This window comes from Nocardioides pymetrozini (genome assembly GCF_046058985.1).
Lineage (GTDB): Bacteria > Actinomycetota > Actinomycetes > Propionibacteriales > Nocardioidaceae > Nocardioides.
In genome coordinates, this window is sequence record NZ_CP175556.1 from 3,476,741 (window position 1) to 3,501,713 (window position 24,973).

A 24,973-nucleotide genomic window follows, 5' to 3' on the forward strand; every position below is an offset into this window, starting at 1 on the left:
AACCACTCGGCTCGCCGGGCCGAGTCCACCGGTCGGCGGCCCAGTTCGCCTAGCGTGGAGGGGTGAGCAGTGCTCTGCACCCACGCCCCCACACCCTGTGGGAGGAGGGACGACAGCCCGGTCGGGAGGTCGTCTCGCTGGGCTTCGCCCTGCTGCTCACGGCCGCCGTGGCCGACCTGCTGCTCTCGGAGGGTCTCGGCCTGTTCTTCGACCTGGTGTTCGTCACGGTCTGCGTCGCGGCCGCCCTCGCCGTACGGCCCCGCGACTTCTTCGCCGTCGGGGTGATGCCGCCGCTGGCCATGGCGCTGGTCGTCCTGCTGCTCGCCGTGGCCGAGCGCGGCAGCATCGCCCGTCCGGACGACGGCTTCGCGCAGGCGGCCGTCGCCGGACTGTCGCGCCACGGGATCGCGCTCGCGCTCGGGTACGCCGCCTGCCTCGGTCTGCTGGCCCTGCGGCGCTCCTTCGTCGCGCGCCGACCGCGCTAGAAGCGGTCCGGGTCCCCCGCGCCGCGACGCAGGATCTCCGGCGCGCCGTCCGACCAGTCGACGACCGTGGTCGGCTCCGGCCGCACCTCGCCCGCCTCGACCACGATGTCGACCTCGTGGTCGAGGTCCTCCTTCACCTCCCAGCCCATCGTGCGCGGCTCGGTCTCGCCGGGCAGGATCAGGGTGGACGTGAGCAGCGGCTCGCCCAGCTCCGCCAGGAGCGCCTGCACGAAGGTGTGGTCGGGGATCCGGACGCCGACCGTGCGCTTCTTGGGATGCAGCAGCCGTCGGGGCACGTCGGGCATGCCCGGCAGGATGAAGGTGTAGGGCCCCGGCGTCGCCGAGCGGATCGCCCGGAACGCCGCGTTGTCGACGTGGACCAGCTGCCCGAGCTGGGAGAAGTCGCGGCAGACCAAGGTGAAGTGGTGCTTCTCGTCCAGGCCACGGATCTTGAGGATCCGGTCGCGCCCGTCGCGGTTGCCGACCCGGCAGCCCAGGGCGTACCCGGAGTCGGTCGGATAGGCGATCAGCGCGTCGTCCTGCAGCGCGGCGACGATCTGCTGGAGCGCCCGCGGCTGCGGGTTGTCGGGGTGGACGTCGAGATAGCGGGCCATCAGACGCGGACGGCCGTCTTGGTGCTCCGGCCGGCGGCCTTGAGGTCGCGGTGCAGCTCCTTGGGCAGGGAGAACGCGAGCGTCTCCTCCGCCGTCTGGACCGCGCGGGCGTCCGGGTAGCCACGCTCGGCGAGATAGGCCAGGACCTCCGTGACGAGGTGGTCGGGGACCGAGGCGCCCGACGTGACGCTCACGGTCGCGGCACCGTCGAGCCAGGACTCGTCCAGCTCGGACACGTCGTCGATCCGGTACGACGCCTTGGCCCCGGCCTCCAGGGCGACCTCCACCAGGCGCACGGAGTTGGAGGAGTTCGCCGAGCCGACCACGATCACCAGGTCGGCGGTCGCGCCGATCTCCTTGACCGCCACCTGCCGGTTCTGGGTGGCGTAGCAGATGTCGTCGCTGGGCGGGTCCTCCAGCTGGGGGAACTTCGCGCGCAGCCGGCTCACCGTCTCCATCGTCTCGTCGACGCTCAGCGTGGTCTGGGACAGCCAGGCGAGCTTGGCGTCGGGCGGGAACTCGAGCCGGTCGACGTCGTCGGGGTGCTCGACGAGCACGGTCTGGTCGGGGGCCTCCCCCGCCGTCCCCTCGACCTCCTCGTGGCCGGCGTGCCCGATGAGCAAGATGGTGTAGCCCTCACCCGCGAAGCGGACCGCCTCGCGGTGGACCTTGGTCACCAGCGGGCAGGTGGCGTCGATCGTCTTCAGCTCGCGCTCGGCGGCCTGGCGGTGGACCGCCGGCGAGACGCCGTGCGCGGAGAACACGACGGTCGCGCCGGGCGGGACCTCGTCGAGCTCCTCCACGAAGATCGCGCCGCGCGACTCGAGGTTCGACACGACGTGCTTGTTGTGCACGATCTGCTTGCGGACGTAGACGGGCGAGCCGTAGAGGTCGAGCGCCTGCTCGACGGTCACCACGGCGCGGTCGACCCCGGCGCAGTAGCCGCGCGGGTCGGCGAGCAGCACCTCGCGCTCGGCGTCCTCGAGCAGGCGCGGCGTTCCCAGGTCGATGCTCATGGTCCCCAGTCTACGGACGCCGGCGGAGCCCCGGAAAAGCACGACGGCCCGCCGCCCTCACGGGCGACGGGCCGTCGACACGGCGCGATGCTCAGGCCTTCTCGGCGTCCTCGGCGGACTCCTCGGTGGCAGCCTCCTCGGTGGCGGCCTCCTCGGCGGGGGCCTCCTCCGCGGTGGTCTCCGCCTCGGCCGTCTCGACGTCGGCGGCCTCGGTCTCGACGACCTCGGTCTCACCGGCCTCGTTGGTCGCCTCGACCTCGGCCGGCGCGGTCTCGGCCGGCTTGGTGACCTCGGCGGCCGGGGCGGCCTTGGCGGTCGGAGCCGACGGGGTGAACGCGTCGGTCACCAGCTCGATGACGGCCATGGGGGCGTTGTCGCCGGCACGGTTGCCGATCTTGGTGATCCGGGTGTAGCCACCCGGACGCTCGGCGAAGGTCGGCGCGATGTCCTCGAACAGGGTGTGCACGACGCCCTTGTCGCGGATGACCTTGAGGACCTCGCGGCGCTGGTGCAGCGGGTTCTCGCCGGCGTGCGCCTTCTTCGCCTTGGTGATCAGCTTCTCGGCATACGGGCGCAGGGTCCGCGCCTTGGCCTCGGTGGTCGTGATCCGGCCGTGCTCGAAGAGCGCGGTGGCCAGGTTCGACAGGATGAGGCGCTGGTGCGCGGCGCCGCCGCCGAGGCGGGGGCCCTTCTTGGGCTTGGGCATTGCTTCTCTCGTTTCTCCCCGGCCGTGTCAGGTACCGGGAGATCGGTCCGGCCGTGTCAGGTACCGGAGGTGGGGTGGGTCAGAAGCTCTCGTCCTCGATGAACGAGGTGTCGTCCTCGTCATCGTCGGAGTAGTTGGCCAGCGCGGCCGAGGGGTCGAAGCCCGGGGCGCTGTCCTTGAGGGACAGGCCCATCTCGTGCAGCTTGGCCTTGACCTCGTCGATGGACTTCGCCCCGAAGTTGCGGATGTCCAGCAGGTCCTGCTCCGAGCGGCTGATGAGCTCACCCACCGTGTGGATGCCCTCGCGCTTGAGGCAGTTGTAGGACCGCACGGTCAGCTGCAGGTCCTCGACCGGGAGGGCGAGGTCCGCGGCGAGCTGCTCGTCGACGGGCGAGGGACCGATGTCGATGCCCTCGGCCTCGACGTTGAGCTCGCGGGCCAGGCCGAAGAGCTCGACCAGCGTCTTTCCGGCCGACGCGATCGCGTCGCGGGGCAGGATCGAGGGCTTGGTCTCGACGTCGATGACGAGCTTGTCGAAGTCGGTGCGCTGCTCGACACGGGTGGCCTCGACCTTGTAGGTCACCTTGAGGACGGGGCTGTAGATGGAGTCGACCGGGATCCGGCCGATCTCGTTGTCCGCGCCCTTGTTCTGCACGGCCGAGACGTAGCCGCGGCCGCGCTCGACGACCAGCTCGAGCTCGAGCTTGCCGTTGTCCGAGAGGGTGGCGATCTTCAGGTCGGGGTTGTGGACCTCGACGCCGGCGGGCGGCGCGATGTCGGCACCCGTCACGTCACCGGCACCCGACTTGCGCAGGTACATGGTGACCGGCTCGTCGTGCTCGGAGGAGACGACGAGGCCCTTGAGGTTGAGGATGATCTCGGTGACATCCTCCTTGACGCCCTCGATCGTCGAGAACTCGTGGAGGACGCCGTCGATCTTGATGCTCGTGACCGAGGCACCGGGGATCGAGGACAGGAGGGTACGACGCAGCGAGTTGCCGAGCGTGTAGCCGAAGCCGGGCTCGAGGGGCTCGATGACGAAGCGCGACCGGAACTGGTCGACGGTCTCCTCCGACAGGGTGGGGCGCTGTGCGATGAGCACTTGTTTCGTTCCTTTCCGGGCCGACCGCTATATGAGGACCCAGACGTGGTGCGGAGATGGAGAAGAGGGACTGCGGGAGGAACGCGTGCCCGCCCCGGCTTCCTCGCTCGTGGGAGGAGGTCCGGGACGGGCTCACGATCACTTCTTGGAGTAGTACTCCACGATGAGCTGCTCCTGGATCGGCATGTCGATCTGCTCGCGCACGGGCAGCTGGTGCACCAGGATGCGCATCCGCGACGGCAGCGCCTCGAGCCAGGCCGGGACGATCCGCTCGCCGTGGGTCTCGCGAGCCACGATGAACGGGGTCATCTCGAGCGACTTCTCGCGCACGTCGATGATGTCGTACTGGGTCACCTGGAAGGACGGGATGTCGACCTTCTTGCCGTTGACCAGGAAGTGACCGTGGGTCACCAGCTGGCGGGCGTGGCGTCGCGTCCGGGCGAAGCCGGCGCGGTAGACCACGTTGTCGAGACGGCACTCCAGCAGCTGGAGGAGGTTGTCGCCGGTCTTGCCCTGGCGGCGAGCGGCCTCCTCGTAGTAGCGGTGGAACTGCTTCTCCAGGACGCCGTAGGTGAAGCGGGCCTTCTGCTTCTCCTGCAGCTGGTTGCGGTACTCGCTCTCCTTCACCCGCGCGCGGCCGTGCTGGCCCGGGGGGTAGGGGCGCTTCTCGAAGGCGGCGTCGCCGCCGACGAGGTCGACGCCGAGACGGCGCGACTTCTTGGTCAGGGGTCCGGTGTAACGGGCCATTGAAGTTCTCCTCTAAGTCCTAGTGACGCAGCAGACGTCAGACGCGACGGCGCTTCGGCGGGCGGCAGCCGTTGTGCGGGGCGGGGGTCACGTCCTGGATGGTCCCGACCTCGAGGCCGATCGCACCCAGCGAGCGGATCGCCGTCTCGCGGCCCGAGCCCGGGCCCTTGACGAAGACGTCGATCTTCTTCATGCCGTGCTCCATCGCCCGACGGCCCGCGGCCTCGGCGGCCATCTGAGCGGCGTACGGGGTGGACTTGCGGGAGCCCTTGAAGCCGACGGTGCCGGCAGAGGCCCACGAGATCACCGCACCGGTCGGGTCGGTGATCGTGACGATCGTGTTGTTGAACGTGCTCTTGATGTGGGCCTCGCCCTGAGCGACGTTCTTCTTCTCCTTGCGGCGCACCTTCTTGGCGCCCGCGCGAGCCTTGGGAGGCATGCGTTATCTCCTTGAGAAAGCTGGTCGGTGTGAGAGGCGGTGTCGAGCCCGAGGGCTCAGATCACTTGGCCTTCTTCTTGCCGGCAACCGTGCGCTTCGGGCCCTTGCGGGTGCGAGCGTTGGTCTTGGTGCGCTGACCGCGGACCGGAAGGCCCATGCGGTGACGGCGACCCTGGTAGCTGCCGATCTCGATCTTGCGGCGGATGTCGGCCTGAACCTCGCGACGGAGGTCACCCTCGATCTTGAAGTTCGCCTCGATCTCGTCGCGGAGCTTGACCAGCTCCTCGTCACCCAGCTCGTGGACGCGGAGGTCCGGGCTGACGCCGGTGGCCTCCAGCAGCTGCTGGGCGCGGGTACGGCCGATGCCGTAGATGTAGGTGAGTGCGACCTCGATGCGCTTGTCGCGCGGCAGGTCGACTCCGACGAGGCGTGCCATGGTGGCTTCCCTTTCGAACAGTCGCGGTGGTCTGGTCGTGATGCATCCGGGATGTCCTCCCAGCTCCGGCCATCCGCTCCGGAGGTGATTCGGTCCCGCTCGTCGAGCGTGGAGGGACCTAAGCGATCACGTTGAGGTGTTATTCAGTTGGGGCCCGCCGTGGGCCGCGCCGGGCTCAGCCCTGGCGCTGCTTGTGACGCGGGTTCTCGCAGATCACCATGACGCGGCCGTGGCGACGGATCACCTTGCACTTGTCACAGATCGGCTTGACGCTCGGGTTGACCTTCATGTCAGCCCTTTCTTGCTAGTGGCGGAACAGGCGAGCGGTGGCTCACTTGTAGCGGTAGACGATCCGCCCGCGGGAGAGGTCGTACGGCGAGAGCTCCACCACCACGCGGTCCTCGGGGAGGATCCGGATGTAGTGCTGGCGCATCTTGCCGCTGATGTGGGCAAGGACCTTGTGGCCGTTGCTCAGCTCGACGCGGAACATGGCGTTCGGAAGGGCCTCCACGACGGAGCCCTCCATCTCGATGACGCCTTCTTTCTTCGCCATGTCTCACAATCTGCTCGGGGATACTGGTGTCTACCGGTGGCCCGGGAACCTCCCAGCCGCACTGCTGCGCCTGAGTGGACCTCGTGGGGCGTGCACCACACACGGAACCCACGTTGGACCGACACGCCAGTCTATGGGCACCGGTCGACGAACCCGAAATCGTCGCCCGTGCGGACTCAGCCCGCCAGGAGCTCCAGGGTCCGCTCCCGCGCAGGCGCGGTGCGCGGGTCGGTGCCGCGGAAGGCGCCCGCGACGGGGTTGACCATCACCTCGTCGACGCCGTACGACGCGGCGAGCTGCGCCAGCTCCGCGCGGGCCCCGGCGGCGTCGCCGATCACCCAGCGCCGACGCATGGCGTCGAGCAGGCTCTCGTGGGCCTCGGGCAGACCCGCCTCCACGATGGTCTCGGCGTCCTCCACGGTGCGCTGGGCCACCAGCGGCTGCCCGGTGCGCAGGGCGAGCATCTGCAGCAGCTGCGGCAGGGCGAGCCGGCCCGCCTCCTCGGCCGTGTCGGCGACGGAGGCGTTGACGGTGAGGAAGGTGCGCGGCTCGGCCAGCTCCGGCGACGGCCGGAAGCTCGAGCGGTAGAGCTCGAGGGCCTCGGCCGTGCCCGAGCCCGAAAAGTGGTGCGCGAAGACGTAGGGCATGCCCTTCTCGGCGGCCAGTCGGGCCGAGTAGTCGGAGGAGCCGAGCAGCCAGATCTGCGGGACGCTTCGCGCGGCGGGCGTGGCCCTGAGGACGTGCTGCGAGCCGCGCAGGGCCAGTCCGACGCCGGCCGGCTCCATCATGGCGAGCACGTTGTCGACGTACTCGGGGAAGCGGGTGACCCCCTCGTCGCTCACGCCGCCGGCACCGTGGCGCAGCGCCCAGCTGGTGACCGGGTCCGTGCCCGGGGCACGCCCGATGCCGAGGTCGACCCGGCCCGGGAAGGCCGCCTCGAGGAGGGCGAACTGCTCGGCCACGACGAGTGGGGCGTGGTTGGGCAGCATCACGCCGCCAGATCCCACCCGGATCCGCTCGGTCGCGGAGGCGACCAGCCCGATCACCACCGGCGGGTTGGTCGCCGCCACCGCCGGCATGTTGTGGTGCTCGGCGAGCCAGTAGCGCCGGTAGTCGAGCCGGTCGGCGGTGCGGGCCAGGTCGAGGGTGGCGGCGAGGGCGTCGCCCGTCGCCTGGTCGCTGCGGACGGGGACGAGGTCGAGGACGGAGAGCGCGAGAGACATCGTCTGGTCCAAGGCGCGCGGGCGCCGCGACATTCCCCTCCCGTCCCTGCCGCCGCCCCCTCAGCCCTCCGCGGTCGCGCTGCGCCGCACGAGCAGCAGCCCCACCGCGTAGGCCGCCGCCCCGAGGACGCCGAGCAGCACAAGGTCCGTCAGGTAGGGGGCCGCACCGCTCTGGGCGATCGGGTCCGCGCGGTCGGTGCCCTCGAACCGGTCGACGAGCTCGACCGCCGACGCCGCGGCGGCGTAGCCCCAGCGCGACGGGGAGAGCCAGGCGACCTGCTCGAGCACCGCACGTCCGGCGATCTGGAACAGTGCGCCGGACAGGACCAGCTGCACCATGACCAGGCCGACCAGCGTGGGCATGGTCTGCTCGGTGCTGGTCACCAGGGCCGAGAGGGCCAGGCCGACGACGACCATGACCGCGGAGAGCCCCGCGATCGCCAGCGCCACCCGCAGGGTGCCCGCCGCCCCGTCCGCGCCGGGCAGCCCGGCCGTGGCCAGCAGGGTGACGACGAGGCCCTGGGCGAAGGCCGCCGTGCCGAGGACCAGCACCTTGCTCGTGAAGTACGTCCCGGGCGAGAGGCCGACGGCGTACTCGCGCCGGAAGATCGGCCGCTCCCCCACCAGCTCGCGGATGGACAGGGCCGTCCCCATCAGGCAGGCCGCCACGATCAGGACGGTCAGCCGCTGCTGTGCCTCCCCGACCCGGCCGCCGGCCGCGGCGACCGAGATGCCGTCGCTGCCGGGCACCACCCGGCTGAGGCCGCCGAGGACGAGCGGCAGGACCAGCAGCATCCCGAGCAGCAGGCGGTCCGCCAGCACCACCGCGAGGTTGCGGCGGACCAGGGTCCCCAGCTGGCGTCCCACCGACTGCCGAGGCGGGGCGGGTACGGCGCCCGCGTGCGCGTGCCGCGCCAGGGCCGCCGTGTCCACCGCGGGCGGGGGCACGGGGATCCGGCGCCACAGGTCGGGCTCGTCGAGCAGGTCGAAGACCTCCGGGTAGCTGGCCGCGCCGAAGTGGGCGAGGACACCGGACGGCGGACCGAAGTACGCGACCCGGCCGCCGGGTGCGAGCACCAGCACGTGGTCGCACACGTCGAGGGCGAGCACCGAGTGGGTCACCACCATGACGACCCGGCCGTCGTCGGCGAGACCGCGCAGCTGCCGCATCACCTCCAGGTCCAGGCCGGGGTCGAGCCCGGACGTCGGCTCGTCCAGGAAGAGGAGGGGTGGCGCCGTGAGCAGCTCGGTGGCGATCGAGACCCGCTTGCGCTGCCCGCCCGAGAGCTGGGTGCCGATCCGGTTCTCCAGGCGCTCGGTGAGCTGCATCTGGCCGGCGACGGCGTGCACCCGCTGGTCCCACTCCCGCGCCGTCGTGTCGGGCGGCAGCCGGAGCTGGGCGGCGAAGCGCAGTCCCTGCCGGACGCGCAGCTGCGGGTGCAGGATGTCCTGCTGCGGCACCAGGCCGATCTGGAAGCGCAGCTGGTCGTAGTGCTGGTAGAGGTCGTGGCCCTGCCAGATGACCCGGCCGTGACTGGCCGGCCTGAGGCCGGTGAGTGCGCCGAGGAGCGTGGACTTGCCGGCACCGGACGGGCCGATCACCGCGGTCAGGCTGCGCGCCTCGAGCTTGAAGGAGACGTTCTCGATCAGCCGCCGGCCGCTGCCGACGACCTGGGTCAGCCGGTCGGCGTACAGCGTGAGCTCGTGCGCGGTGGCCGAGGCGACCAGCTGGCGCCCGTCCCAACGGAAGGTCTGGTTCCCGAAGATGACCTCCGCTCCGACGGGCAGCGGGACCGCTCCCTGTGCCCGCCGGCCGTCGACGAAGGTGCCGTTGAAGGAGCCGAGGTCGTGCAGGAGCGCGGGCGACGCGGGTCCGGCCGGGTCGAGCCGGGCATGACGGCGGCTCACCAACGGGTCCGCCAGGACGATGTCGTTGCCGGGGTCGCGGCCGATGGTGAGCGCCCGACCGGCCTGGACCTGCTGGGGCAGCACCACGGAGTGCCCGTGCGGCAGCTGGCCGGGCGGGAGTACGCCGGCCGGACGCCAGGCGTCGACGGGGCCGCCGCTCGCGGGGACCTGCGGCGGCGGGAGGTTGCGCCAGAAGTCCCCCGTCGGCGGGGGCGGCGGCGGTCCCTGCGCCACGGCCAGCACGCTGACGACCACCGCCTCGCCGTCCGGTCCGCCGAGGTGCAGGCTCACCGGCTCCGCGGTGAGGGGCAACCGCGCGACCGGCCGGCCCGCCACGTAGGTGCCGTTGCTGCTGGTGTCGACGACCACCCACCGGCCGTCCTCGACGTGCAGGACGAGATGGTGCCGAGAGGCCCGGGCATCGCTCACCGTGATCTCGCAGTCGGCCTCGCGTCCGACGACGACCCGGGGTCCGTCGAAGACCCGGCTCGTGCCGTCCCACCGCGCCTGGAGTCGATCCACGCCCGTCACCCTAGTGGCGACGGGCGTGGCTCACGGGCTCAGCGGTGGACGGCTCAGCGCCAGTCCGGGCCCGCGGTCTCGTCGACGTCCGCGGCGTCGCGCGAGGCGACGTGGTCCGGGACGTGGTCGTCTCCGTCGCCACGCGAGGACTTCCACAGGCTGGCGACCGCGGTGACGACGAGGGTCACGATGATCACGCCCAGGCTGAACAGCGACGAGATCTCCGGGGCGGCGTGGACGCCGTGGCCGTCGTTGATGAAGGCCAGCTCGTTCTCGTGCAGGGCGTGGAGCACGAGCTTCACGCCGATGAAGGCGAGGATGAACGCCAGGCCCAGCGAGAGGTACACCAGCTTCTGCAGCAGCCCGCCGAGCAGGAAGTACAGCTGGCGCAGGCCCATCAGGGCGAACACGTTGGCGGTGAAGACCAGGTAGGGCTCCTGGGTGATGCCGAAGATCGCCGGGATCGAGTCGAGCGCGAAGAGGATGTCGGTCACGCCGAGCGCGATGATCACGATGACCATCGGAGACACGAAGCGGACGCCGTTCTCGTGGTACCACAGCCGCAGGCCATGGTAGGCCTCGCCGACCCGCATGTGGCGTCGGGCGAAGGTGACCACCGCGTTGTCCTCGGGGTGCTCGTCCTCGTGGCTGCCGTAGGACTTGACCAGCTTGACGGCGGTGTAGACCAGGAACGCGCCGAAGATGTAGAAGACCCAGCTGAAGTTCTCGATCAGCGCATAGCCGAGCGCGATGAAGATGCCGCGGAACACCAGCGCCAGCACGATGCCGACCAGCAGCGCCTCCTGCTGGTACTTGCGGGGCACCTTGAGCGCGGACATCAAGATGATGAAGACGAAGAGGTTGTCGATCGACAGCGAGTACTCCGTCAGCCACCCGGTGTAGAACTCGATGCCGTAGTCGTGCCCGTGGTGCAGCCAGATGAACGCGCCGAACGCCAGCGCCGCGCCGACGTAGAAGCACAGCGCGACGGCGCACTCCTTCATCGACGGCTCGTGCGGGTCGCGCGCGATGACGACGACGTCGAACAGGAGGACTCCGACGGTCACCGCGATGGTGATCGTCCATTCCAGGGTGGTCACGTCCATAGAGGTGTCCCTTCAGGCGGGCGGATGCGTCGACAGATCGCCCGAGGTCTCTTCCGCTGCCGGCGGTCTTGCGCCGTCCTGCAGCCTACGGGACCGGAGCGGGCGACTTCGACCGCTCGTGATGACGAGCCCGCAGCGAAGGAGTACTCCCCCCTGGTGCGCGGAATCCTCGCACGCCGGGCGCGCGAGGGTCCAATCCGGCCCGTCGTGAGGGCGGTCAGCGTCGCCGCGCGCGGCTCACGGCAGGCCCGTGACCCGCGCCATCGTCGCGAGCTTGGCACCGGTCTCCCGCACCTCGGCGGCGGGGTCGGAGCCGGCGACGATCCCCGCGCCGGCGAAGAGCCGCAGGCGCGGCCCGTCCATGACGGCCGCGCGGATCGTCACCGCGAACTCGCCGTCGCCGTGACGGTCGACCCAGCCGACGCAGCCGGCGAACCAGTCGCGCAGGCCGCCCTCGAGGTCGGCGATCACGGCGTTGGCCGCGGCCGTCGGCACGCCGCCCACCGCCGGGGTCGGATGCAGCAGCTGAGCCAGGCGCAGCGCACTGGGGCCGTCGACCGGGTCGGCGAGCCGGGCGTGGATCGGGGTGGCGAGGTGCCACACGGTGTCGGTCGACAGCAGCTCCGGCGTCGCGGGGTACTCGATCTCGACACAGACGTCCTTGAGGGCGTGCACGATCGCCTCGACGACGAAGGCGTGCTCCGCGAGGTCCTTGGCGGAGCGCTGGAGCTCGCCGGCGCGGCGCAGGTCCTCGGCGGCATCCGCGGAGCGCGGGACCGAGCCCGCCAGCGGGGTGCAGGAGATGACCGCGCCCTCCCGGCGCACCAGCAGCTCGGGGCTGGCGCCGACCAGGATCGGGCCGTCGGCCTCCGCCGCGCCGAGTGGCACGCTGAAGACGTAGCGGCCCGGCCGCGTGGTGAGCAGCCGGTCGATGATCTCCGCCGGCACCAGCGGCGGCGTGCTCACGACGTCGAGGCAGCGGCCCAGGACGACCTTGTGCAGCGCCCCGGTCGCGATCTTCGCCAGCGCCGCCTCCACCATCGCTGCGTACTCGTCCGGGGTCGGGAACTCGGTGACCTCGTAGGTGCGCGCGACCGTGGCGTCCACCTCGGGACGCTGGAGGGCGTGCTCGGCGCCCGCGACGACGTGCGCGAGTCCCGGCGCGCCGGCCGCGAACGAGAGTGCGCACAGCGCCCGCTCCCCCGGCTGAAGTCCGGCGACGACCGCGTCGGCCCAGTCCGGGTCCGCGCCGTCCGGCACCTCCCAGCTGCGGCGCACCGCGCTGGCGACGTACGCCTCCTCACCCGAGGCGAAGAGCATCGGTCGCGCCGCGAGAGCCGCTGGTGTGATCGGGGCCCGCGCCATGGCAGCCAGACTAATCCAGTGCACCGCAGGGGACGCCCAGCGCCTCCAGCCGCGCTCGCCCACCGTCCTCCGCGGTCAGCACCCACACCCCCGCGGCGGTGAGGGCGAAGGTGTGCTCGTAGTGCGCCGCCCAGCTGCCGTCGGTGGTGACCACGGTCCAGTCGTCCGCGGCGACGTCGCTGTCGTGGGTGCCCAGGGTGACCATGGGCTCCACGGCCAGCGCGATGCCCTCGCGCAGGCGTGGCCCGCGGCCGGCCCGTCCCTCGTTCGGGACGTCGGGCTCCATGTGCATCGAGGTCCCGATGCCGTGGCCGGTGTAGCCGTCGACGATGCCGTAGTCGCCCTGGCCGCGGACGTACGACGCGACGGCGTGCGAGATGTCCCCCACGCGGCCGCCGGCCCGCGCCGCGGCGAGGCCGCGCCACAGCGCCTCCTCCGTCACGTCCATCAGCGCGGCGACCTCGTCGCGGACGGTCCCGACCGCGACGGTCACCGCCGCGTCGCCGTGCCAGCCCTGGCCGTCGGCGTCGAAGGCGATCGCACCGCAGTCGATCGAGATGACGTCACCCTCCGCCAGCACCCGGGCGCCGGGGATGCCGTGGACCACCTCGTCGTTGACCGACGCGCAGATGCTCGCCGGGAAGGGCGGCTCGCCGTAGCCGAGGAAGGACGGGACGCAGCCCGCGTCCCGGATGGTGTGCTCGGCGAGGGCGTCGAGCTCACCCGTCGTGACCCCCGGACGGACCTCCTCGCGCAGCCGCGCGAGCGTGCGGGCCACCACGAGGCCGGCCGCCCGCATCGCCCGCACCTGCTGGGGCGTCTTGATCTCGATCCGTTGCTGGTCGAAGAACAAGCAGCTCAGCTCTCGGGTACGTCGTCGAGGGCGTCGAAGATCCGCTGCTGGACCTCCTCGATCTCCCCCATGCCGTCCACGGAGACGACCAGGCCACGGTCGCCGTACACGGCGATGAGCGGCTCGGTCTCCTCGGCGTAGACCTCGAGACGACGCCGGATGACCTCCTCGGTGTCGTCGGCGCGGCCCTCGATCTCGGCGCGCTTGAGGAGGCGGCCGATGATCGCCTCCTTGTCGACGGTCAGGCACAGCACGGCGTCGATGCGGTGGCCGGTCGCGGCCACCATGTCGTCGAGCTCGGTGACCTGGGCGAGGGTGCGCGGGTAGCCGTCGAGCAGGAAGCCCTTGTCGGCGTCGGGCTCGGCGATCCGGTCCCGGACCATGTTGTTGGTGATCTCGTCGGGAACGTACTCCCCGGCATCCATGTACCGCTTCGCCTCGACGCCGAGCGGGGTGCCCTGGCCGACGTTGGCGCGGAAGATGTCGCCGGTGGAGATGGCGGGGACGCCGAAGTGGTCGGCGACCGCCTTCGCCTGGGTGCCCTTGCCGGCCCCCGGCGGGCCCATGATCAGAAGCCTCAACGCAGGAATCCTTCGTAGTTGCGCTGCTGGAGCTGGCTCTCGATCTGCTTCACCGTGTCGAGTGCGACGCCGACCATGATCAGGATGGACGTACCGCCGAACGGGAAGTTCTGGTTGGCATCGATCAACACGAACGCGATCAGCGGCACGAGCGAGATCAGACCCAGGTAGAGAGCGCCCGGCAGCGTGATGCGGGACAGGACGTAGGACAGATAGTCCTGGGTCGGCTTGCCCGCCCGGATCCCGGGGATGAAGCCGCCGTACTTCTTCATGTTGTCGGCCACCTCTTGCGGGTTGAAGGTGATCGACACGTAGAAGTAGGTGAAGAAGATGATCAGCAGGAAGTACGCCGCCATGTGCACCGGGTGTCCCTGGTCGACGAGGTACTCGTTGACCCACCGGATGACCTGGTTCGGGTTCTCCTGGTTGAACTGGACCGCCATCGCCGGGAGGTAGAGCAGCGACGAGGCGAAGATGACCGGGATGATGCCGGCCTGGTTGACCTTGAGCGGGATGTACGTCGAGCTGCCGCCGAACATCTTCCGGCCGACCATCCGGCGGGCGTACTGCACCGGGATGCGGCGCTGCGCCTGCTCGATGAAGATGACCGCCGCGACCAGCACGAGGCCGATCACCACGACGATGCCGAAGGTCCACCAGCCCTGGCTGATCTTCACCTGCCACAGCGAGGCCGGGAAGGTCGCCACCACCTGCGTGAAGATGAGGATCGACATGCCGTTGCCGACGCCGCGCTCGGTGATGAGCTCGCCGAGCCACATGATGACCGCGGTGCCCGCGGTCATGGTCACGACCAGCACGAGGAAGGTGCTCGTGTTGTCGCTGTGCAGCAGCGGGAACTGGGTCGCATCACAGCCCTGCAGCAGGTTGCCGGTGCGGGCGAGCGCGACGATGCCGGTCGCCTGCAGGACGGCGAGGCCGAGGGTCAGGTAGCGGGTGTACTGCGTGATCTTCGTCTGCCCGGACTGGCCCTCCTTCTTCAGGGCCTCCAGGCGCGGGATCACGACGACGAGCAGCTGCAGGATGATGCTGGCCGTGATGTAGGGCATGATGCCCAGCGCGAAGATCGTCAGCTGGAGGAGCGCTCCACCGGAGAACAGGTTGACCAGGCTGTAGAGGCTGGCGTTGCTGCCCTCCTCGACCACCTTGATGCACTTCTCCACGTTGGAGACGTGCACGCCCGGGGCGGGGATCTGCGATCCGGCCCTGAAGATGACGATGATCAACAGGACGAACAGCAGCTTGCGCCGCAGGTCCGGGGTCCGGAAGGCGTTCACGAACGCGGTGAGCACTCGGGTCCTCTTTCTACTCCTGGCTGCCGCCTCGGCGGGCCGTCGATCCGGCGGGGTTGACCACCTGACGATGACGGGCGAGCGGCCGCGGGAAGCCTAACAGGCAAGGTGTTGCGTTGACGCTGCGCGCCCGGATGAGACGCGCAAGGGGCGCGGCATGCTGGTCGAAGCCAGCCACCGCGCCCCTCGCGTGTGCCTCACAGGACCGTGACGGTCCCGCCGGCGCTCTCGATCTTCTCCTTGGCCGAGGCCGAGAACGCGTTCGCGCTCACCGAGACCTTGACCGTCAGGTCACCCTGGCCGAGCACCTTGACCGGCTCGCCCTTGCGGACGGCGCCCTTGGCGACCAGCGTCTCCGGGGTGACGTCGCCACCCTCGGGGAACAGCGCGCTGATCCGGTCGAGGTTGACGACCTGGAAGGTCACCTTGAACGGGTTCCGGAAGCCCTTGAGCTTCGGGAGCCGCATGTGCAGCGGCATCTGGCCACCCTCGAACGCGACCGGGACCTGGTAGCGGGCCTTGGTGCCCTTGGTACCACGACCGGCGGTCTTGCCCTTGGAGCCCTCACCGCGACCCACACGGGTCTTGGCGGTCTTGGCGCCCGGAGCCGGGCGCAGGTGGTGCAGCTTGAGCGTCATCTCACTCGCCTCCGACGACCTCGACCGTCACCATGTGACGGACGGTGTGGACCATGCCCCGGATCTCGGGACGGTCCTCCTTGATCACGACGTCGCCGATCCGCTTGAGGCCGAGGCTGCGCAGCGTCTCGCGCTGGTTGGCCTTGGCGCCGATCTTCGACTTGGTCTGCTGGACCTTCAGCTGTGCCATCAGATGGACACCGCCTCGGGCGCCGAGGACTTGGCGGCCGCCGCGGCGGCCTCACCCTCGGCCTTGGCCTTGAGCAGCGCCGCGGGGGCGACGTGCTCGACGGGCAGACCACGACGCGCGGCCACCGACTCGGGCTGCTCCAGCATCTGGAGCGCCGCGACGGTCGCGTGCACGATGTTGATCTGGTTGGACGAGCCCAGCGACTTGCTGAGCACGTCGTGGATGCCGGCGCACTCCAGGACGGCGCGCACCGGACCACCGGCGATCACACCGGTACCGGGCGCGGCCGGGCGCAGGAACACCACGCCGGCGGCCTTCTCGCCCTGGACCGGGTGCGGGATCGTGCCCTGGACGCGGGGGACGCGGAAGAAGTTCTTCTTCGCCTCCTCGACGCCCTTGGCGATCGCCGCGGGAACTTCCTTGGCCTTGCCGTAGCCGACGCCCACCAGGCCGTCGCCGTCGCCGACGATCACGAGGGCGGTGAAGCTGAAGCGACGACCACCCTTCACGACCTTCGCGACGCGGTTGATGGCAACGACCCGCTCGACGTACTGGCTCTTCTCGGCGCCGCCGCGGCCGCCGTCACGGCCACCACGGCCGCCACGGTCGCCGCCCGAACGCTGTCCGCGCTGGGGTCCGCTCATGATCTCTCCTCAGTCCTGTTCGCGGTCAGAAGGTCAGGCCGCCCTCGCGGGCGCCATCTGCCAGGGCCGCGATGCGACCGTGATACTTGTTGCCCGACCGGTCGAAGACGACCGACTCGACGCCCTGCTCCTTGGCGCGGGAGGCGACGAGCTCGCCGACCTTCTTCGCCTTGGCGGTCTTGTCGCCGTCGAAGGCGCGCAGGTCGCCCTCGAGGGTCGACGCCGACACCAGGGTCTTGCCGACCAGGTCGTCGACGACCTGGGCGGTGATGTGCTTGCTCGACCGGGTGACCACCAGGCGCGGGCGCTCGGCGGTGCCGGAGATCTTCTTGCGGCCCCGGATCTGGCGGCGCAGCTTGGAGCTGGCGCGCGCCGACAGGTTCCGCTGGTGCTTCAGGGTGATCGCCATGATCACTTACCAGCCTTTCCGACCTTGCGACGGACGTGCTCGCCGGCGTAACGGACACCCTTGCCCTTGTAGGGCTCGGGCTTGCGGAGCTTGCGGATGTTGGCGGCGACCTCGCCGACCAGCTGCTTGTCGATGCCGACGACGCCGAGCTTCGTCGGGCCGTCCACCGTGAAGGTGATGCCCTCGGGAGCGTCGAAGATGATCGGGTGCGAGTAGCCGAGCTGGAACTCCAGCTGGGTCGGGCCCTTGGACAGGACGCGGTAGCCGACGCCCACGATCTCGAGCTTCTTCTCGTAGCCCTCGGTGACACCGACGACCATGTTGTTGATGAGCGTCCGGGACAGGCCGTGGTAGGCCTTGGACTGGCGCTCGTCGTCGGGACGCTTGACGTCGAGGACGCCGTCGCCCTTCTCGACCGTGATCGGAGCGACCACGGTGTGGCTCAGGGTGCCCTTGGGGCCCTTCACCGTGACGACGGGGCCGTCCACCTGGACGTCGACGCCCGCGGGGACCGGGACGGGGAGCTTGCCGATGCGCGACATGTTCTTCTCTCTCCTTCCCTTGTCACCAGACGTAGGCGAGGACTTCCCCACCCACGCCCTTCTGGTTGGCCTGGCGGTCGGTCAGCAGACCCTGGCTGGTCGAGATGATCGCCACGCCGAGGCCGCCGAGGACCTTCGGCAGGCCGGTGTGCTTGGCGTACACCCGCAGGCCGGGCTTGCTGATGCGGCGCACGCCGGCGAGCGAGCGCTCGCGGTTGCGGCCGTACTTCAGCGTCACGGTCAGCAGCTTGCCGACGCCGTTCTCGTTGTCGGCGACCGCGTAGGAGGTGATGTAGCCCTCCTGCTTGAGGATCTCCGCGACGCCTTCCTTGAGCTTGCTGTACGGCATGGTCACCGCGTCGTGGTACGCCTGGTTGGCGTTGCGCAGACGCGTGAGCATGTCTGCGATCGGGTCAGTCATCGTCATGATGTGTGTTCTTTCTGCTGTGGTTTCCACTCAGCACGCGAGGCGAGTGGACCTTCAACGGTTGGGTGTTACCAGCTCGACTTGGTGACGCCGGGCAGCTCGCCGCGGTGGGCCATCTCCCGCAGGCAGATCCGGCACAGGCCGAACTTGCGGTAGACCGCCTTGGGCCGGCCGCACCGCTGGCAGCGGGTGTAGCCGCGCACCGCGAACTTGGGCTTGCGGGCCGCCTTGACCTTGAGCGCAGTCTTCGCCATGTCAGTTCTCCTTGAACGGGAAGCCGAGCTGCTTCAGCAGCGCGCGCCCCTGCTCGTCGTTGGTCGCCGTGGTGACGATGGTGATGTCCATGCCCCGCTGGCGGTCGACCTTGTCCTGGTCGATCTCGTGGAACATGACCTGCTCGGTCAGGCCGAAGGTGTAGTTGCCCCGCCCGTCGAACTGCTTCGGCGAGAGGCCGCGGAAGTCGCGGATGCGCGGCAGCGCGAGCGACAGCAGGCGGTCGAGGAACTCCCACATCCGGTCGCCGCGCAGCGTGACGTGCGTGCCGATCGGCATGCCCTCGCGCAGCTTGAACTGCGCGATCGACTTGCGGGCCTTGGTCACGGCCGGCTTCTGGCCGGTGATCGCGGTGAGGTCGCGGATGGCGCCCTCGATCAGCTTCGAGTCACGCGCGGCCTCGCCGACACCCATGTTGACCACGATCTTGACCAGACCGGGCACCTGCATGACGTTGGCGATCTCGAACTCGGCCTTGAGCGCCGGGAGGATCTCCTCGCGGTACTTGGTCTTGAGCCGGGGCGTGACCTGCTCGATGGTGCTCTCGGTCATCAGATTTCCTTCCCGGTCTTGCGGGAGATGCGCACGCTGCGCGTCGAGCTGTACTCGGAGCCGTCGGGACGGCGCTTGGTGACGTCGACCCGCTTGTAGCCGACCTTCGTCACGCCGTCGCCCTCGACCAGCATCACGTTGGACACGTGGATCGGGGCCTCGGTGGTGATGATGCCGCCGGTGTTGCCGGAGCGCCCACCCTGGTCGACGACCTTGGTGTGCTTCTTGATCCGGTTGACGCCCTCGACGATCACCCGCTCCTCCTCACGGAGGACCTTGATGATCTTGCCCTCGGCGCCCTTGTCCTTGCCGGCGATGACCTTGACGGTGTCGCCCTTCTTGACCCGCAGGTTGGGCTTCTTGCGGTTCTGCTCGGACTTCTTGCGCGTGCTGCGAACGAACTTGCTGGCCATCACAGCACCTCCGGCGCGAGCGAGATGATCTTCATGAACTTCTTCTCTCGCAGCTCACGGCCGACGGGGCCGAAGATGCGGGTTCCGCGGGGCTCGCCGTCGTTCTTGAGGATCACCGCCGCGTTCTCGTCGAAGCGGATGTACGAGCCGTCGGCGCGACGGCGCTCCTTGACGGTGCGCACGACGACGGCCTTGACGACCTCGCCCTTCTTCACGTTGCCGCCGGGGATGGCGTCCTTGACGGTGGCGACGATGACGTCACCGATCCCGGCGTACCGACGACCCGAGCCGCCGAGCACGCGGATGCAAAGGATCTCCTTGGCACCGGTGTTGTCGGCGACCTTGAGTCGCGACTCCTGCTGAATCATCGATTTCTCCTGGTTGTCGTGCCGGTTCTCGGACCCTCTCCGCGAAGGACGCAGCGGGTCGAGCCTGGCCGAACGTGTGGACTACTTGGCGCGCTCGAGGATCTCCACCACGCGCCAGCGCTTGGTGGCCGAGAGCGGACGGGTCTCCATGATGAGGACGCGGTCGCCGACGCCGCAGTCGTTCTGCTCGTCGTGGGCCTTGAGCCGCGTGTTGCGGCGCATGACCTTGCCGTACAGAGCGTGCTTGACGCGGTCCTCGACGGACACGACCACGGTCTTGTCCATCTTGTCGCTGACCACGAGTCCCTCACGGGTCTTGCGGGCGTTGCGCGAGGTCTCGTTGGACTCCGTGCTCATCAGTTCTCCTCTTCCGTACCCGGGGCGGTCCGGATGCCGAGCTCGCGCTCACGCACCACGGTGTAGATCCGGGCGATGTCCTTCTTGACCGTGCGGAGCCGACCGTGGCTCTCCAGCTGGCCGGTGGCCGCCTGGAAGCGCAGGTTGAACAGCTCCTCCTTGGCCTCGCGGAGCTTGGCCTCGAGGTCGACGTCGTTGAGCTCGTCCAGCTCGTGGGCGCGGATGACGTTCACCATCAGAACTCACCAGCCTCTCGCGTGATGAAACGGGCCTTCATGGGGAGCTTGTGGATCGCACGACGCATGGCCTCGCGAGCGATGTCCTCCGGGACGCCGGAGAGCTCGAACATGACGCGGCCGGGCTTGACGTTGGCGACCCACCACTCCGGGGAGCCCTTGCCGGAGCCCATGCGGGTCTCGGCCGGCTTCTTGGTGAGCGGGCGGTCCGGGTAGATGTTGATCCAGACCTTTCCGCCACGCTTGATGTGGCGGGTCATCGCGATACGGGCCGACTCGATCTGGCGGTTGGTCACGTACGCACCCTCGACCGCCTGGATACCGAAGTCACCGAACGCGAGCGACGTACCGCCCTTGGCCGCACCCCGACGCTTCGGGTGGTGCTGCTTGCGGTGCTTGACGCGACGCGGCATCAACATGGGTCAGCTCTCCTGGGTCTCGGCCGGCGTGGTGGCCTGCGCCGTGTCGCCGCCGGCCGGAGCCTCGGTCACGGCGGGGGCGTCGCCACCACGGTCGGAGCGGTTCGGGCGGTCTCCGCGCGAACCACGGGTCGGACGGTCGCCACCGCGGCTGGGGCGGCCGCCCCGACCGGGGACACCGGCGCGCGCAGCGGCCTGGGCCTGGCGCTCGGCACGGGTGCCGGCGACCTCGCCCTTGTAGATCCAGACCTTCACGCCGATGCGGCCGAAGGTCGTACGGGCCTCGTAGAAGCCGTAGTCGATGTCGGCGCGCAGCGTGTGCAGCGGGACGCGACCCTCGCGGTAGAACTCGGTGCGCGACATCTCGGCGCCGTTGAGGCGGCCCGAGCACTGGATCCGGATGCCCTTGGCACCGGAGCGCATCGAGGTCTGCATGGCCTTGCGCATCGCGCGGCGGAACTGCACGCGGCCCGACAGCTGCTCGGCGACGCCCTGCGCGACGAGCTGGGCGTCGATCTCGGGGTTCTTGACCTCGAGGATGTTGAGCTGGACCTGCTTGCCGGTCAGCTTCTCGAGCTCGCCGCGGATGCGGTCGGCCTCGGCGCCGCGGCGGCCGATGACGATGCCCGGACGCGCGGTGTGGATGTCGACGCGGACCCGGTCACGGGTGCGCTCGATCTCCACCTTGGCGATGCCGGCGCGCTCCATGCCCTTGCTCAGCAGCTTGCGGATCGCGACGTCCTCGCCGACGTAGGCCTTGTACAGCTTGTCGGCGTACCACCGCGACTTGTGGTCGGTCGAGATGCCGAGGCGGAAGCCGTTCGGGTTGATCTTCTGGCCCATTACTTCTTGGCCCCCTTCTTGGTCTTCGCGACGACGGTCTCCGCGGGCTGGACCGCGATGGTGATGTGGCTGGTGCGCTTGTTGATCCGGGTGGCCCGGCCCTGCGCACGCGGACGCCAGCGCTTCATCGTCGGACCCTCGTCGACCCGCGCGACCGAGACGACCAGGTCGCCGGTGGCGAGGCCCTCGGTGGTCGCGGCGTTCGCGACGGCGCTCTGCAGCACCTTGTAGATGGTCTCGGAGGCGGCCTGCGGAGCGAACTCCAGCAGGGTCAGCGCCTCGTCCGCGGGCAGGCCCCGGACCAGGTCGATGACGCGGCGCGCCTTCATCGGCGTGATCCGCACGAAGCGGGCGGTGGCGAACGCGCCGGGCTCGTCGCCCAGCAGCGACTCGCGACGCGCGCTGGTGCGCTGACGCTCAGTGGTGCTCATCGACGGCGTCCCTTCCGGTCTTCCTTGACGTGTCCGCGGTAGGTGCGGGTCGGCGCGAACTCACCGAGCTTGTGGCCGACCATGGAGTCGGACACGAAGACCGGGACGTGCTTGCGCCCGTCGTGGACCGCGATCGTGTGGCCGATCATCGAGGGGATGATCATGGACCGACGCGACCAGGTCTTGATGACGTTGTGGGTGCCCTTCTCGTTCTCCGCGTCCACCTTCTTGAGCAGGTGGCCGTCGACGAAGGGGCCCTTCTTCAGGCTGCGAGGCATCGTCTCTCGTTCCTTCAGCGCTTGTTCTTGCCGGACTTGCGGCGGCGGATGATCTGGGAGTCGCTGGCCTTGCGCTTGCGCGTACGGCCCTCGGGCTTGCCCCACGGCGAGACCGGGTGGCGACCACCGGAGGTCTTGCCCTCACCACCACCGTGCGGGTGGTCGACCGGGTTCATGACGACACCGCGGACGGTCGGGCGCTTGCCCTTCCAGCGCATGCGGCCGGCCTTGCCCCAGTTGATGTTCGACTGCTCGGCGTTGCCGACCTCGCCGATCGTGGCGCGGCAGCGCACGTCGACGAAGCGCATCTCGCCGGACGGCAGGCGCAGCGTCGCGCGGCTGCCCTCGCGGGCGACCAGCTGGGCGCTGTTGCCGGCGGAGCGGGCCATCTTGGCGCCGCCGCCGGGACGCAGCTCGACGCAGTGGATCGTCGTACCGACGGGGATGTTGCGCAGCGGCAGGTTGTTGCCCGGCTTGATGTCGGCGCCGACGCCCGACTCGACCCGCATGCCCTGGACGAGGTCCTTCGGCGCCACGATGTAGCGCTTCTCGCCGTCGGCGTAGTGCAGCAGCGCGATGCGCGCGGTGCGGTTCGGGTCGTACTCGATGTGCGCGACCTTGGCGGGCACGCCGTCCTTGTCGTAGCGACGGAAGTCGATGATGCGGTAGGCCCGCTTGTGACCGCCACCGTGGTGCCGGGTGGTGATCCGGCCCTGGTTGTTGCGGCCGCCCTTCTTCGGGAGCGGACGGGTCAGCGACTTCTCGGGCGTGGTCCGGGTGATCTCGGCGAAGTCGGCCACCGAGGAGCCACGACGGCCCGGGGTGGTCGGCTTGTACTTGCGGATAGCCATGTCAGATTCCTCTACCTAGCCCGGTCAGGAGACCGGACCTCCGAAGATGTCGATGCGGTGACCGTCGGCCAGGCTCACGATCGCGCGCTTGGTGTCCTTGCGCTTGCCGAGGCCGTTGCGGGTGCGGCGGACCTTGCCCGGACGGTTGAGCGTGTTCACCGAGGTGACCTTGACGCCGAAGATCTTCTCGACGGCGATCTTGATCTCGGTCTTGTTCGCGTCCGGGTGCACCAGGAAGGTGTACTTGTTGGCGTCGAGGAGGCTGTAGCTCTTCTCCGACACCACCGGCGCGATCAGGACGTCGCGGTGGTCCTTGTGCAGGGTGCTCATCAGTTGTTCTCCTCCTCGGCGCCGGAGCCGCCCGCGACGAACAGGTCGTACGCGGCCTTGCTGAACACCACGTCGTCGCTCACGAGGACGTCGCGGGTGTTGAGCTGGTCGACGGCCACGATGTGCACCTCGGGCGCGTTGCGCAGCGAGAGCCAGGTCAGGCTGTCGGTGCGCTCGAGCACGACGAGGAACTTGCGACGCTCGGACAGCTCGAAGAGCGAGGCGAGCGCGGCCTTGGTCGACGGCTTGTCGCCGGTGACGAGGCTCTCGACGACGTGGATCCGCTCGTTGCGGGCCCGGTCGGAGAGAGCCGAGCGCAGCGCGGCGGCCTTCATCTTCTTCGGGGTGCGCTGGCTGTAGTCGCGCGGCTGCGGACCGTGGACGGTGCCACCGCCGGCGAACTGCGGCGCGCGGGTCGAGCCCTGACGGGCGCGGCCGGTGCCCTTCTGCTTGTAGGGCTTCTTGCCACCGCCGCGGACCTCGCCGCGGGTCTTGGTGGCGTGGGTGCCCTGGCGCGCGGCCGCCTGCTGGGCGACGACGACCTGGTGGATCAGCGGGATGTTGACCTCGACGTCGAAGATCTCGGCGGGGAAGTCGACAGCGACAGTCTTGACAGTGTTAGCCATGGGGTGATCAGCCCTTCTTCGCAGCCGTGCGGAGAACGACGAGACCGCCCTTGGGGCCGGGGACGGCGCCCTTGATCAGGACGATGCCCTTCTCCACGTCCACGGCGTGGACGGTGACGTTCTGGGTGGTGACGGTGTCCGTACCCATCCGACCCGCCATGCGCAGACCCTTGAAGACGCGGCCGGGGGTGGCGCAGGCGCCGATCGAGCCCGGCTTGCGGTGGTTGCGGTGGGCACCGTGGGAGGCGCTCACGCCGGCGAAGCCGTGACGCTTCATGACACCGGCGAAGCCCTTGCCCTTGCTGGTGCCGGTCACGTCGATGACCTGGCCGGCCTCGAACGTGTCGACGGGAAGCTCCTGGCCGACGGTGTACTCGCTGGCGTCCGCGGTGCGGATCTCGACCACGTGACGGCGCGGCGTCGTGCCGGCCTTGGCGAAGTGGCCGGCCTGCGGCTTGTTCACCTTGCGGCCCTCGATCTCGCCGTAGCCGATCTGGATGGCGTTGTAGCCGTCCGGCTCGGGCTGGCGGACCTGGGTGACGACGTTGGTGCCCGCGGCGACCACGGTGACCGGGATGACCCGGTTGTTCTCGTCCCAGAGCTGGGTCATGCCGAGCTTGGTGCCCAGCAGGCCCTTCACGTTGCGCTCAATAGTCATGATCTCGAACCTCAGAGCTTGATCTCGATGTCGACACCGGCCGGCAGGTCGAGGCGCATGAGGCTGTCGACCGTCTTCGGCGTGGGGTCGATGATGTCGATGAGCCGCTTGTGGGTGCGCATCTCGAAGTGCTCGCGCGAGTCCTTGTACTTGTGCGGCGAGCGAATGACACAGAAGACGTTCTTCTCGGTCGGCAGCGGCACCGGGCCGGCGACCTTCGCACCCGTGCGGGTGACCGTGTCCACGATCTTGCGCGCCGAGGTGTCGATCACCTCGTGGTCATAGGCCTTGAGCCTGATGCGGATCTTCTGTCCCGCCATAGGTCTCTCTCGTCCTTACTCGTCGTACGACTCTGGGCTCTTCAGCTCCGACCCCCGCGGTCGGGCGTGTCGCGCCTTGTTCGGGCACACACGTCTCCCGGAGGGGAAGTGGAGCTGTTGTTCTCGGCTGTCTCGGGTCTCGTGGCGTGCGGTGCGAGCTGCTCTCGACGACCCGGCACGCTCCACGCGGCTCGGACCGGCC

Annotated in this window: 38 protein-coding genes; 1 reads left to right on the forward strand and 37 read right to left on the reverse strand. The window is 69.7% G+C overall.

Annotation, left to right across the window (positions count from 1 at the left end; all coding sequences use genetic code 11):
- Nucleotides 1–62: 62 nt before the first annotated feature.
- Complete coding sequence (locus ACJ5H2_RS16975; RefSeq protein ID WP_408896615.1) at nt 63–485, forward strand: DUF6542 domain-containing protein; 423 nt, start codon at nt 63–65, stop codon at nt 483–485.
- Here the strand turns inward: ACJ5H2_RS16975 and ACJ5H2_RS16980 are convergent.
- The 37 genes from ACJ5H2_RS16980 to rpsJ form a co-directional block, all read right to left on the reverse strand.
- The gene (locus ACJ5H2_RS16980) at nt 482–1,099 is read right to left on the reverse strand and encodes an L-threonylcarbamoyladenylate synthase (RefSeq protein ID WP_408896616.1); all 618 of its coding nucleotides are present in this window, start codon (nt 1,097–1,099) and stop codon (nt 482–484) included. The two genes, ACJ5H2_RS16975 and ACJ5H2_RS16980, sit on opposite strands and share 4 nt — an antisense overlap.
- Entirely contained in the window at nt 1,099–2,115 is a 1,017-nt protein-coding gene (locus tag ACJ5H2_RS16985) for a 4-hydroxy-3-methylbut-2-enyl diphosphate reductase (protein ID WP_408896617.1), read from the reverse strand. The genes ACJ5H2_RS16980 and ACJ5H2_RS16985 overlap by 1 nt, the downstream gene beginning before the upstream one ends.
- Before the next feature lie 91 nt (nt 2,116–2,206).
- A complete protein-coding gene (rplQ, locus tag ACJ5H2_RS16990) occupies nt 2,207–2,821 on the reverse strand; it encodes a 50S ribosomal protein L17 (protein ID WP_408896618.1) in 615 nt (204 codons plus the stop codon).
- A gap of 79 nt (nt 2,822–2,900) precedes the next feature.
- A complete protein-coding gene (locus tag ACJ5H2_RS16995) occupies nt 2,901–3,923 on the reverse strand; it encodes a DNA-directed RNA polymerase subunit alpha (protein WP_141003809.1) in 1,023 nt (340 codons plus the stop codon).
- 138 nt (nt 3,924–4,061) lie between these two features.
- A complete protein-coding gene (gene rpsD, locus ACJ5H2_RS17000) occupies nt 4,062–4,670 on the reverse strand; it encodes a 30S ribosomal protein S4 (RefSeq protein ID WP_408896619.1) in 609 nt (202 codons plus the stop codon).
- Nucleotides 4,671–4,707: 37 nt separating this feature from the next.
- Complete coding sequence (rpsK, locus tag ACJ5H2_RS17005) at nt 4,708–5,109, reverse strand: 30S ribosomal protein S11 (protein WP_038681087.1); 402 nt, start codon at nt 5,107–5,109, stop codon at nt 4,708–4,710.
- Between the two features lie 61 nt (nt 5,110–5,170).
- Entirely contained in the window at nt 5,171–5,545 is a 375-nt protein-coding gene (gene rpsM, locus ACJ5H2_RS17010) for a 30S ribosomal protein S13 (protein WP_036547929.1), read from the reverse strand.
- 175 nt (nt 5,546–5,720) lie between these two features.
- Nucleotides 5,721–5,834 carry a 50S ribosomal protein L36 gene (gene rpmJ, locus ACJ5H2_RS17015; protein ID WP_004008316.1) on the reverse strand — a complete coding sequence of 38 codons (114 nt, stop codon included), beginning with the start codon at nt 5,832–5,834 and terminating at the stop codon, nt 5,721–5,723.
- 42 nt (nt 5,835–5,876) lie between these two features.
- Nucleotides 5,877–6,098, reverse strand: a complete 222-nt coding sequence (infA, locus tag ACJ5H2_RS17020; protein WP_028656368.1) for a translation initiation factor IF-1 — start codon at nt 6,096–6,098, stop codon at nt 5,877–5,879.
- A 176-nt stretch (nt 6,099–6,274) separates the two neighbouring features.
- Nucleotides 6,275–7,321: an LLM class flavin-dependent oxidoreductase gene (locus tag ACJ5H2_RS17025; RefSeq protein ID WP_408896620.1), complete on the reverse strand. Its 1,047-nt coding sequence runs from the start codon at nt 7,319–7,321 to the stop codon at nt 6,275–6,277.
- A gap of 60 nt (nt 7,322–7,381) precedes the next feature.
- Nucleotides 7,382–9,751 (reverse strand): FHA domain-containing protein, encoded by a 2,370-nt coding sequence (locus ACJ5H2_RS17030; RefSeq protein ID WP_408896621.1) that lies wholly within the window; start codon nt 9,749–9,751, stop codon nt 7,382–7,384.
- A 53-nt stretch (nt 9,752–9,804) separates the two neighbouring features.
- Nucleotides 9,805–10,857, reverse strand: coding sequence for a TerC family protein (locus tag ACJ5H2_RS17035; protein ID WP_408896623.1), 1,053 nt, complete (start codon nt 10,855–10,857; stop codon nt 9,805–9,807).
- Between the two features lie 237 nt (nt 10,858–11,094).
- Nucleotides 11,095–12,222, reverse strand: coding sequence for an isochorismate synthase MenF (locus ACJ5H2_RS17040; RefSeq protein WP_408896624.1), 1,128 nt, complete (start codon nt 12,220–12,222; stop codon nt 11,095–11,097).
- A gap of 10 nt (nt 12,223–12,232) precedes the next feature.
- Nucleotides 12,233–13,075, reverse strand: a complete 843-nt coding sequence (gene map, locus ACJ5H2_RS17045; protein ID WP_408896625.1) for a type I methionyl aminopeptidase — start codon at nt 13,073–13,075, stop codon at nt 12,233–12,235.
- A gap of 5 nt (nt 13,076–13,080) precedes the next feature.
- Nucleotides 13,081–13,656, reverse strand: a complete 576-nt coding sequence (locus ACJ5H2_RS17050) for an adenylate kinase (protein ID WP_408896626.1) — start codon at nt 13,654–13,656, stop codon at nt 13,081–13,083.
- Complete coding sequence (secY, locus tag ACJ5H2_RS17055) at nt 13,653–14,966, reverse strand: preprotein translocase subunit SecY (protein WP_408896627.1); 1,314 nt, start codon at nt 14,964–14,966, stop codon at nt 13,653–13,655. Before secY ends, ACJ5H2_RS17050 begins: the two co-directional genes overlap by 4 nt.
- Nucleotides 14,967–15,163: 197 nt before the next feature.
- A complete protein-coding gene (gene rplO / locus ACJ5H2_RS17060) occupies nt 15,164–15,604 on the reverse strand; it encodes a 50S ribosomal protein L15 (RefSeq protein ID WP_408896629.1) in 441 nt (146 codons plus the stop codon).
- Between the two features lies 1 nt (nt 15,605).
- Nucleotides 15,606–15,794 carry a 50S ribosomal protein L30 gene (gene rpmD / locus ACJ5H2_RS17065; RefSeq protein ID WP_139621508.1) on the reverse strand — a complete coding sequence of 63 codons (189 nt, stop codon included), beginning with the start codon at nt 15,792–15,794 and terminating at the stop codon, nt 15,606–15,608.
- On the reverse strand, nt 15,794–16,438 hold the full coding sequence (rpsE, locus tag ACJ5H2_RS17070; RefSeq protein WP_408896631.1) for a 30S ribosomal protein S5: 645 nt from the start codon (nt 16,436–16,438) through the stop codon (nt 15,794–15,796). The genes rpmD and rpsE overlap by 1 nt, the downstream gene beginning before the upstream one ends.
- A gap of 25 nt (nt 16,439–16,463) precedes the next feature.
- Nucleotides 16,464–16,847 (reverse strand): 50S ribosomal protein L18, encoded by a 384-nt coding sequence (gene rplR, locus ACJ5H2_RS17075; RefSeq protein WP_408896632.1) that lies wholly within the window; start codon nt 16,845–16,847, stop codon nt 16,464–16,466.
- Between the two features lie 2 nt (nt 16,848–16,849).
- Nucleotides 16,850–17,389 carry a 50S ribosomal protein L6 gene (gene rplF / locus ACJ5H2_RS17080; RefSeq protein WP_408896634.1) on the reverse strand — a complete coding sequence of 180 codons (540 nt, stop codon included), beginning with the start codon at nt 17,387–17,389 and terminating at the stop codon, nt 16,850–16,852.
- 22 nt (nt 17,390–17,411) lie between these two features.
- Nucleotides 17,412–17,816 (reverse strand): 30S ribosomal protein S8, encoded by a 405-nt coding sequence (rpsH, locus tag ACJ5H2_RS17085; protein ID WP_179727418.1) that lies wholly within the window; start codon nt 17,814–17,816, stop codon nt 17,412–17,414.
- A 68-nt stretch (nt 17,817–17,884) separates the two neighbouring features.
- Nucleotides 17,885–18,070, reverse strand: coding sequence for a type Z 30S ribosomal protein S14 (locus tag ACJ5H2_RS17090; protein WP_011757321.1), 186 nt, complete (start codon nt 18,068–18,070; stop codon nt 17,885–17,887).
- Between the two features lies 1 nt (nt 18,071).
- Nucleotides 18,072–18,641, reverse strand: a complete 570-nt coding sequence (gene rplE, locus ACJ5H2_RS17095) for a 50S ribosomal protein L5 (protein WP_408896637.1) — start codon at nt 18,639–18,641, stop codon at nt 18,072–18,074.
- Complete coding sequence (gene rplX, locus ACJ5H2_RS17100) at nt 18,641–19,054, reverse strand: 50S ribosomal protein L24 (RefSeq protein WP_408896638.1); 414 nt, start codon at nt 19,052–19,054, stop codon at nt 18,641–18,643. Before rplX ends, rplE begins: the two co-directional genes overlap by 1 nt.
- Nucleotides 19,054–19,422 carry a 50S ribosomal protein L14 gene (gene rplN, locus ACJ5H2_RS17105; protein WP_408896639.1) on the reverse strand — a complete coding sequence of 123 codons (369 nt, stop codon included), beginning with the start codon at nt 19,420–19,422 and terminating at the stop codon, nt 19,054–19,056. The genes rplX and rplN overlap by 1 nt, the downstream gene beginning before the upstream one ends.
- An 81-nt stretch (nt 19,423–19,503) precedes the next feature.
- The gene (gene rpsQ, locus ACJ5H2_RS17110) at nt 19,504–19,779 is read right to left on the reverse strand and encodes a 30S ribosomal protein S17 (protein WP_408896640.1); all 276 of its coding nucleotides are present in this window, start codon (nt 19,777–19,779) and stop codon (nt 19,504–19,506) included.
- On the reverse strand, nt 19,779–20,015 hold the full coding sequence (rpmC, locus tag ACJ5H2_RS17115) for a 50S ribosomal protein L29 (protein ID WP_408896641.1): 237 nt from the start codon (nt 20,013–20,015) through the stop codon (nt 19,779–19,781). The genes rpsQ and rpmC overlap by 1 nt, the downstream gene beginning before the upstream one ends.
- Nucleotides 20,015–20,434, reverse strand: coding sequence for a 50S ribosomal protein L16 (gene rplP, locus ACJ5H2_RS17120; protein ID WP_257430580.1), 420 nt, complete (start codon nt 20,432–20,434; stop codon nt 20,015–20,017). The genes rpmC and rplP overlap by 1 nt, the downstream gene beginning before the upstream one ends.
- Before the next feature lie 3 nt (nt 20,435–20,437).
- Nucleotides 20,438–21,277, reverse strand: coding sequence for a 30S ribosomal protein S3 (gene rpsC / locus ACJ5H2_RS17125; protein ID WP_408896642.1), 840 nt, complete (start codon nt 21,275–21,277; stop codon nt 20,438–20,440).
- Entirely contained in the window at nt 21,277–21,708 is a 432-nt protein-coding gene (rplV, locus tag ACJ5H2_RS17130; RefSeq protein WP_408896643.1) for a 50S ribosomal protein L22, read from the reverse strand. Before rplV ends, rpsC begins: the two co-directional genes overlap by 1 nt.
- Nucleotides 21,705–21,986, reverse strand: a complete 282-nt coding sequence (gene rpsS / locus ACJ5H2_RS17135) for a 30S ribosomal protein S19 (protein WP_139621517.1) — start codon at nt 21,984–21,986, stop codon at nt 21,705–21,707. The genes rplV and rpsS overlap by 4 nt, the downstream gene beginning before the upstream one ends.
- 14 nt (nt 21,987–22,000) lie before the next feature.
- A complete protein-coding gene (gene rplB / locus ACJ5H2_RS17140; protein ID WP_408896644.1) occupies nt 22,001–22,837 on the reverse strand; it encodes a 50S ribosomal protein L2 in 837 nt (278 codons plus the stop codon).
- Between the two features lie 24 nt (nt 22,838–22,861).
- Nucleotides 22,862–23,167 (reverse strand): 50S ribosomal protein L23, encoded by a 306-nt coding sequence (gene rplW, locus ACJ5H2_RS17145; protein ID WP_141003841.1) that lies wholly within the window; start codon nt 23,165–23,167, stop codon nt 22,862–22,864.
- Nucleotides 23,167–23,793, reverse strand: coding sequence for a 50S ribosomal protein L4 (rplD, locus tag ACJ5H2_RS17150; protein ID WP_408896646.1), 627 nt, complete (start codon nt 23,791–23,793; stop codon nt 23,167–23,169). The genes rplW and rplD overlap by 1 nt, the downstream gene beginning before the upstream one ends.
- A 7-nt stretch (nt 23,794–23,800) precedes the next feature.
- The gene (rplC, locus tag ACJ5H2_RS17155) at nt 23,801–24,451 is read right to left on the reverse strand and encodes a 50S ribosomal protein L3 (protein ID WP_218236193.1); all 651 of its coding nucleotides are present in this window, start codon (nt 24,449–24,451) and stop codon (nt 23,801–23,803) included.
- 11 nt (nt 24,452–24,462) lie between these two features.
- Entirely contained in the window at nt 24,463–24,771 is a 309-nt protein-coding gene (gene rpsJ / locus ACJ5H2_RS17160) for a 30S ribosomal protein S10 (RefSeq protein ID WP_007078637.1), read from the reverse strand.
- Nucleotides 24,772–24,973: the final 202 nt, after the last annotated feature.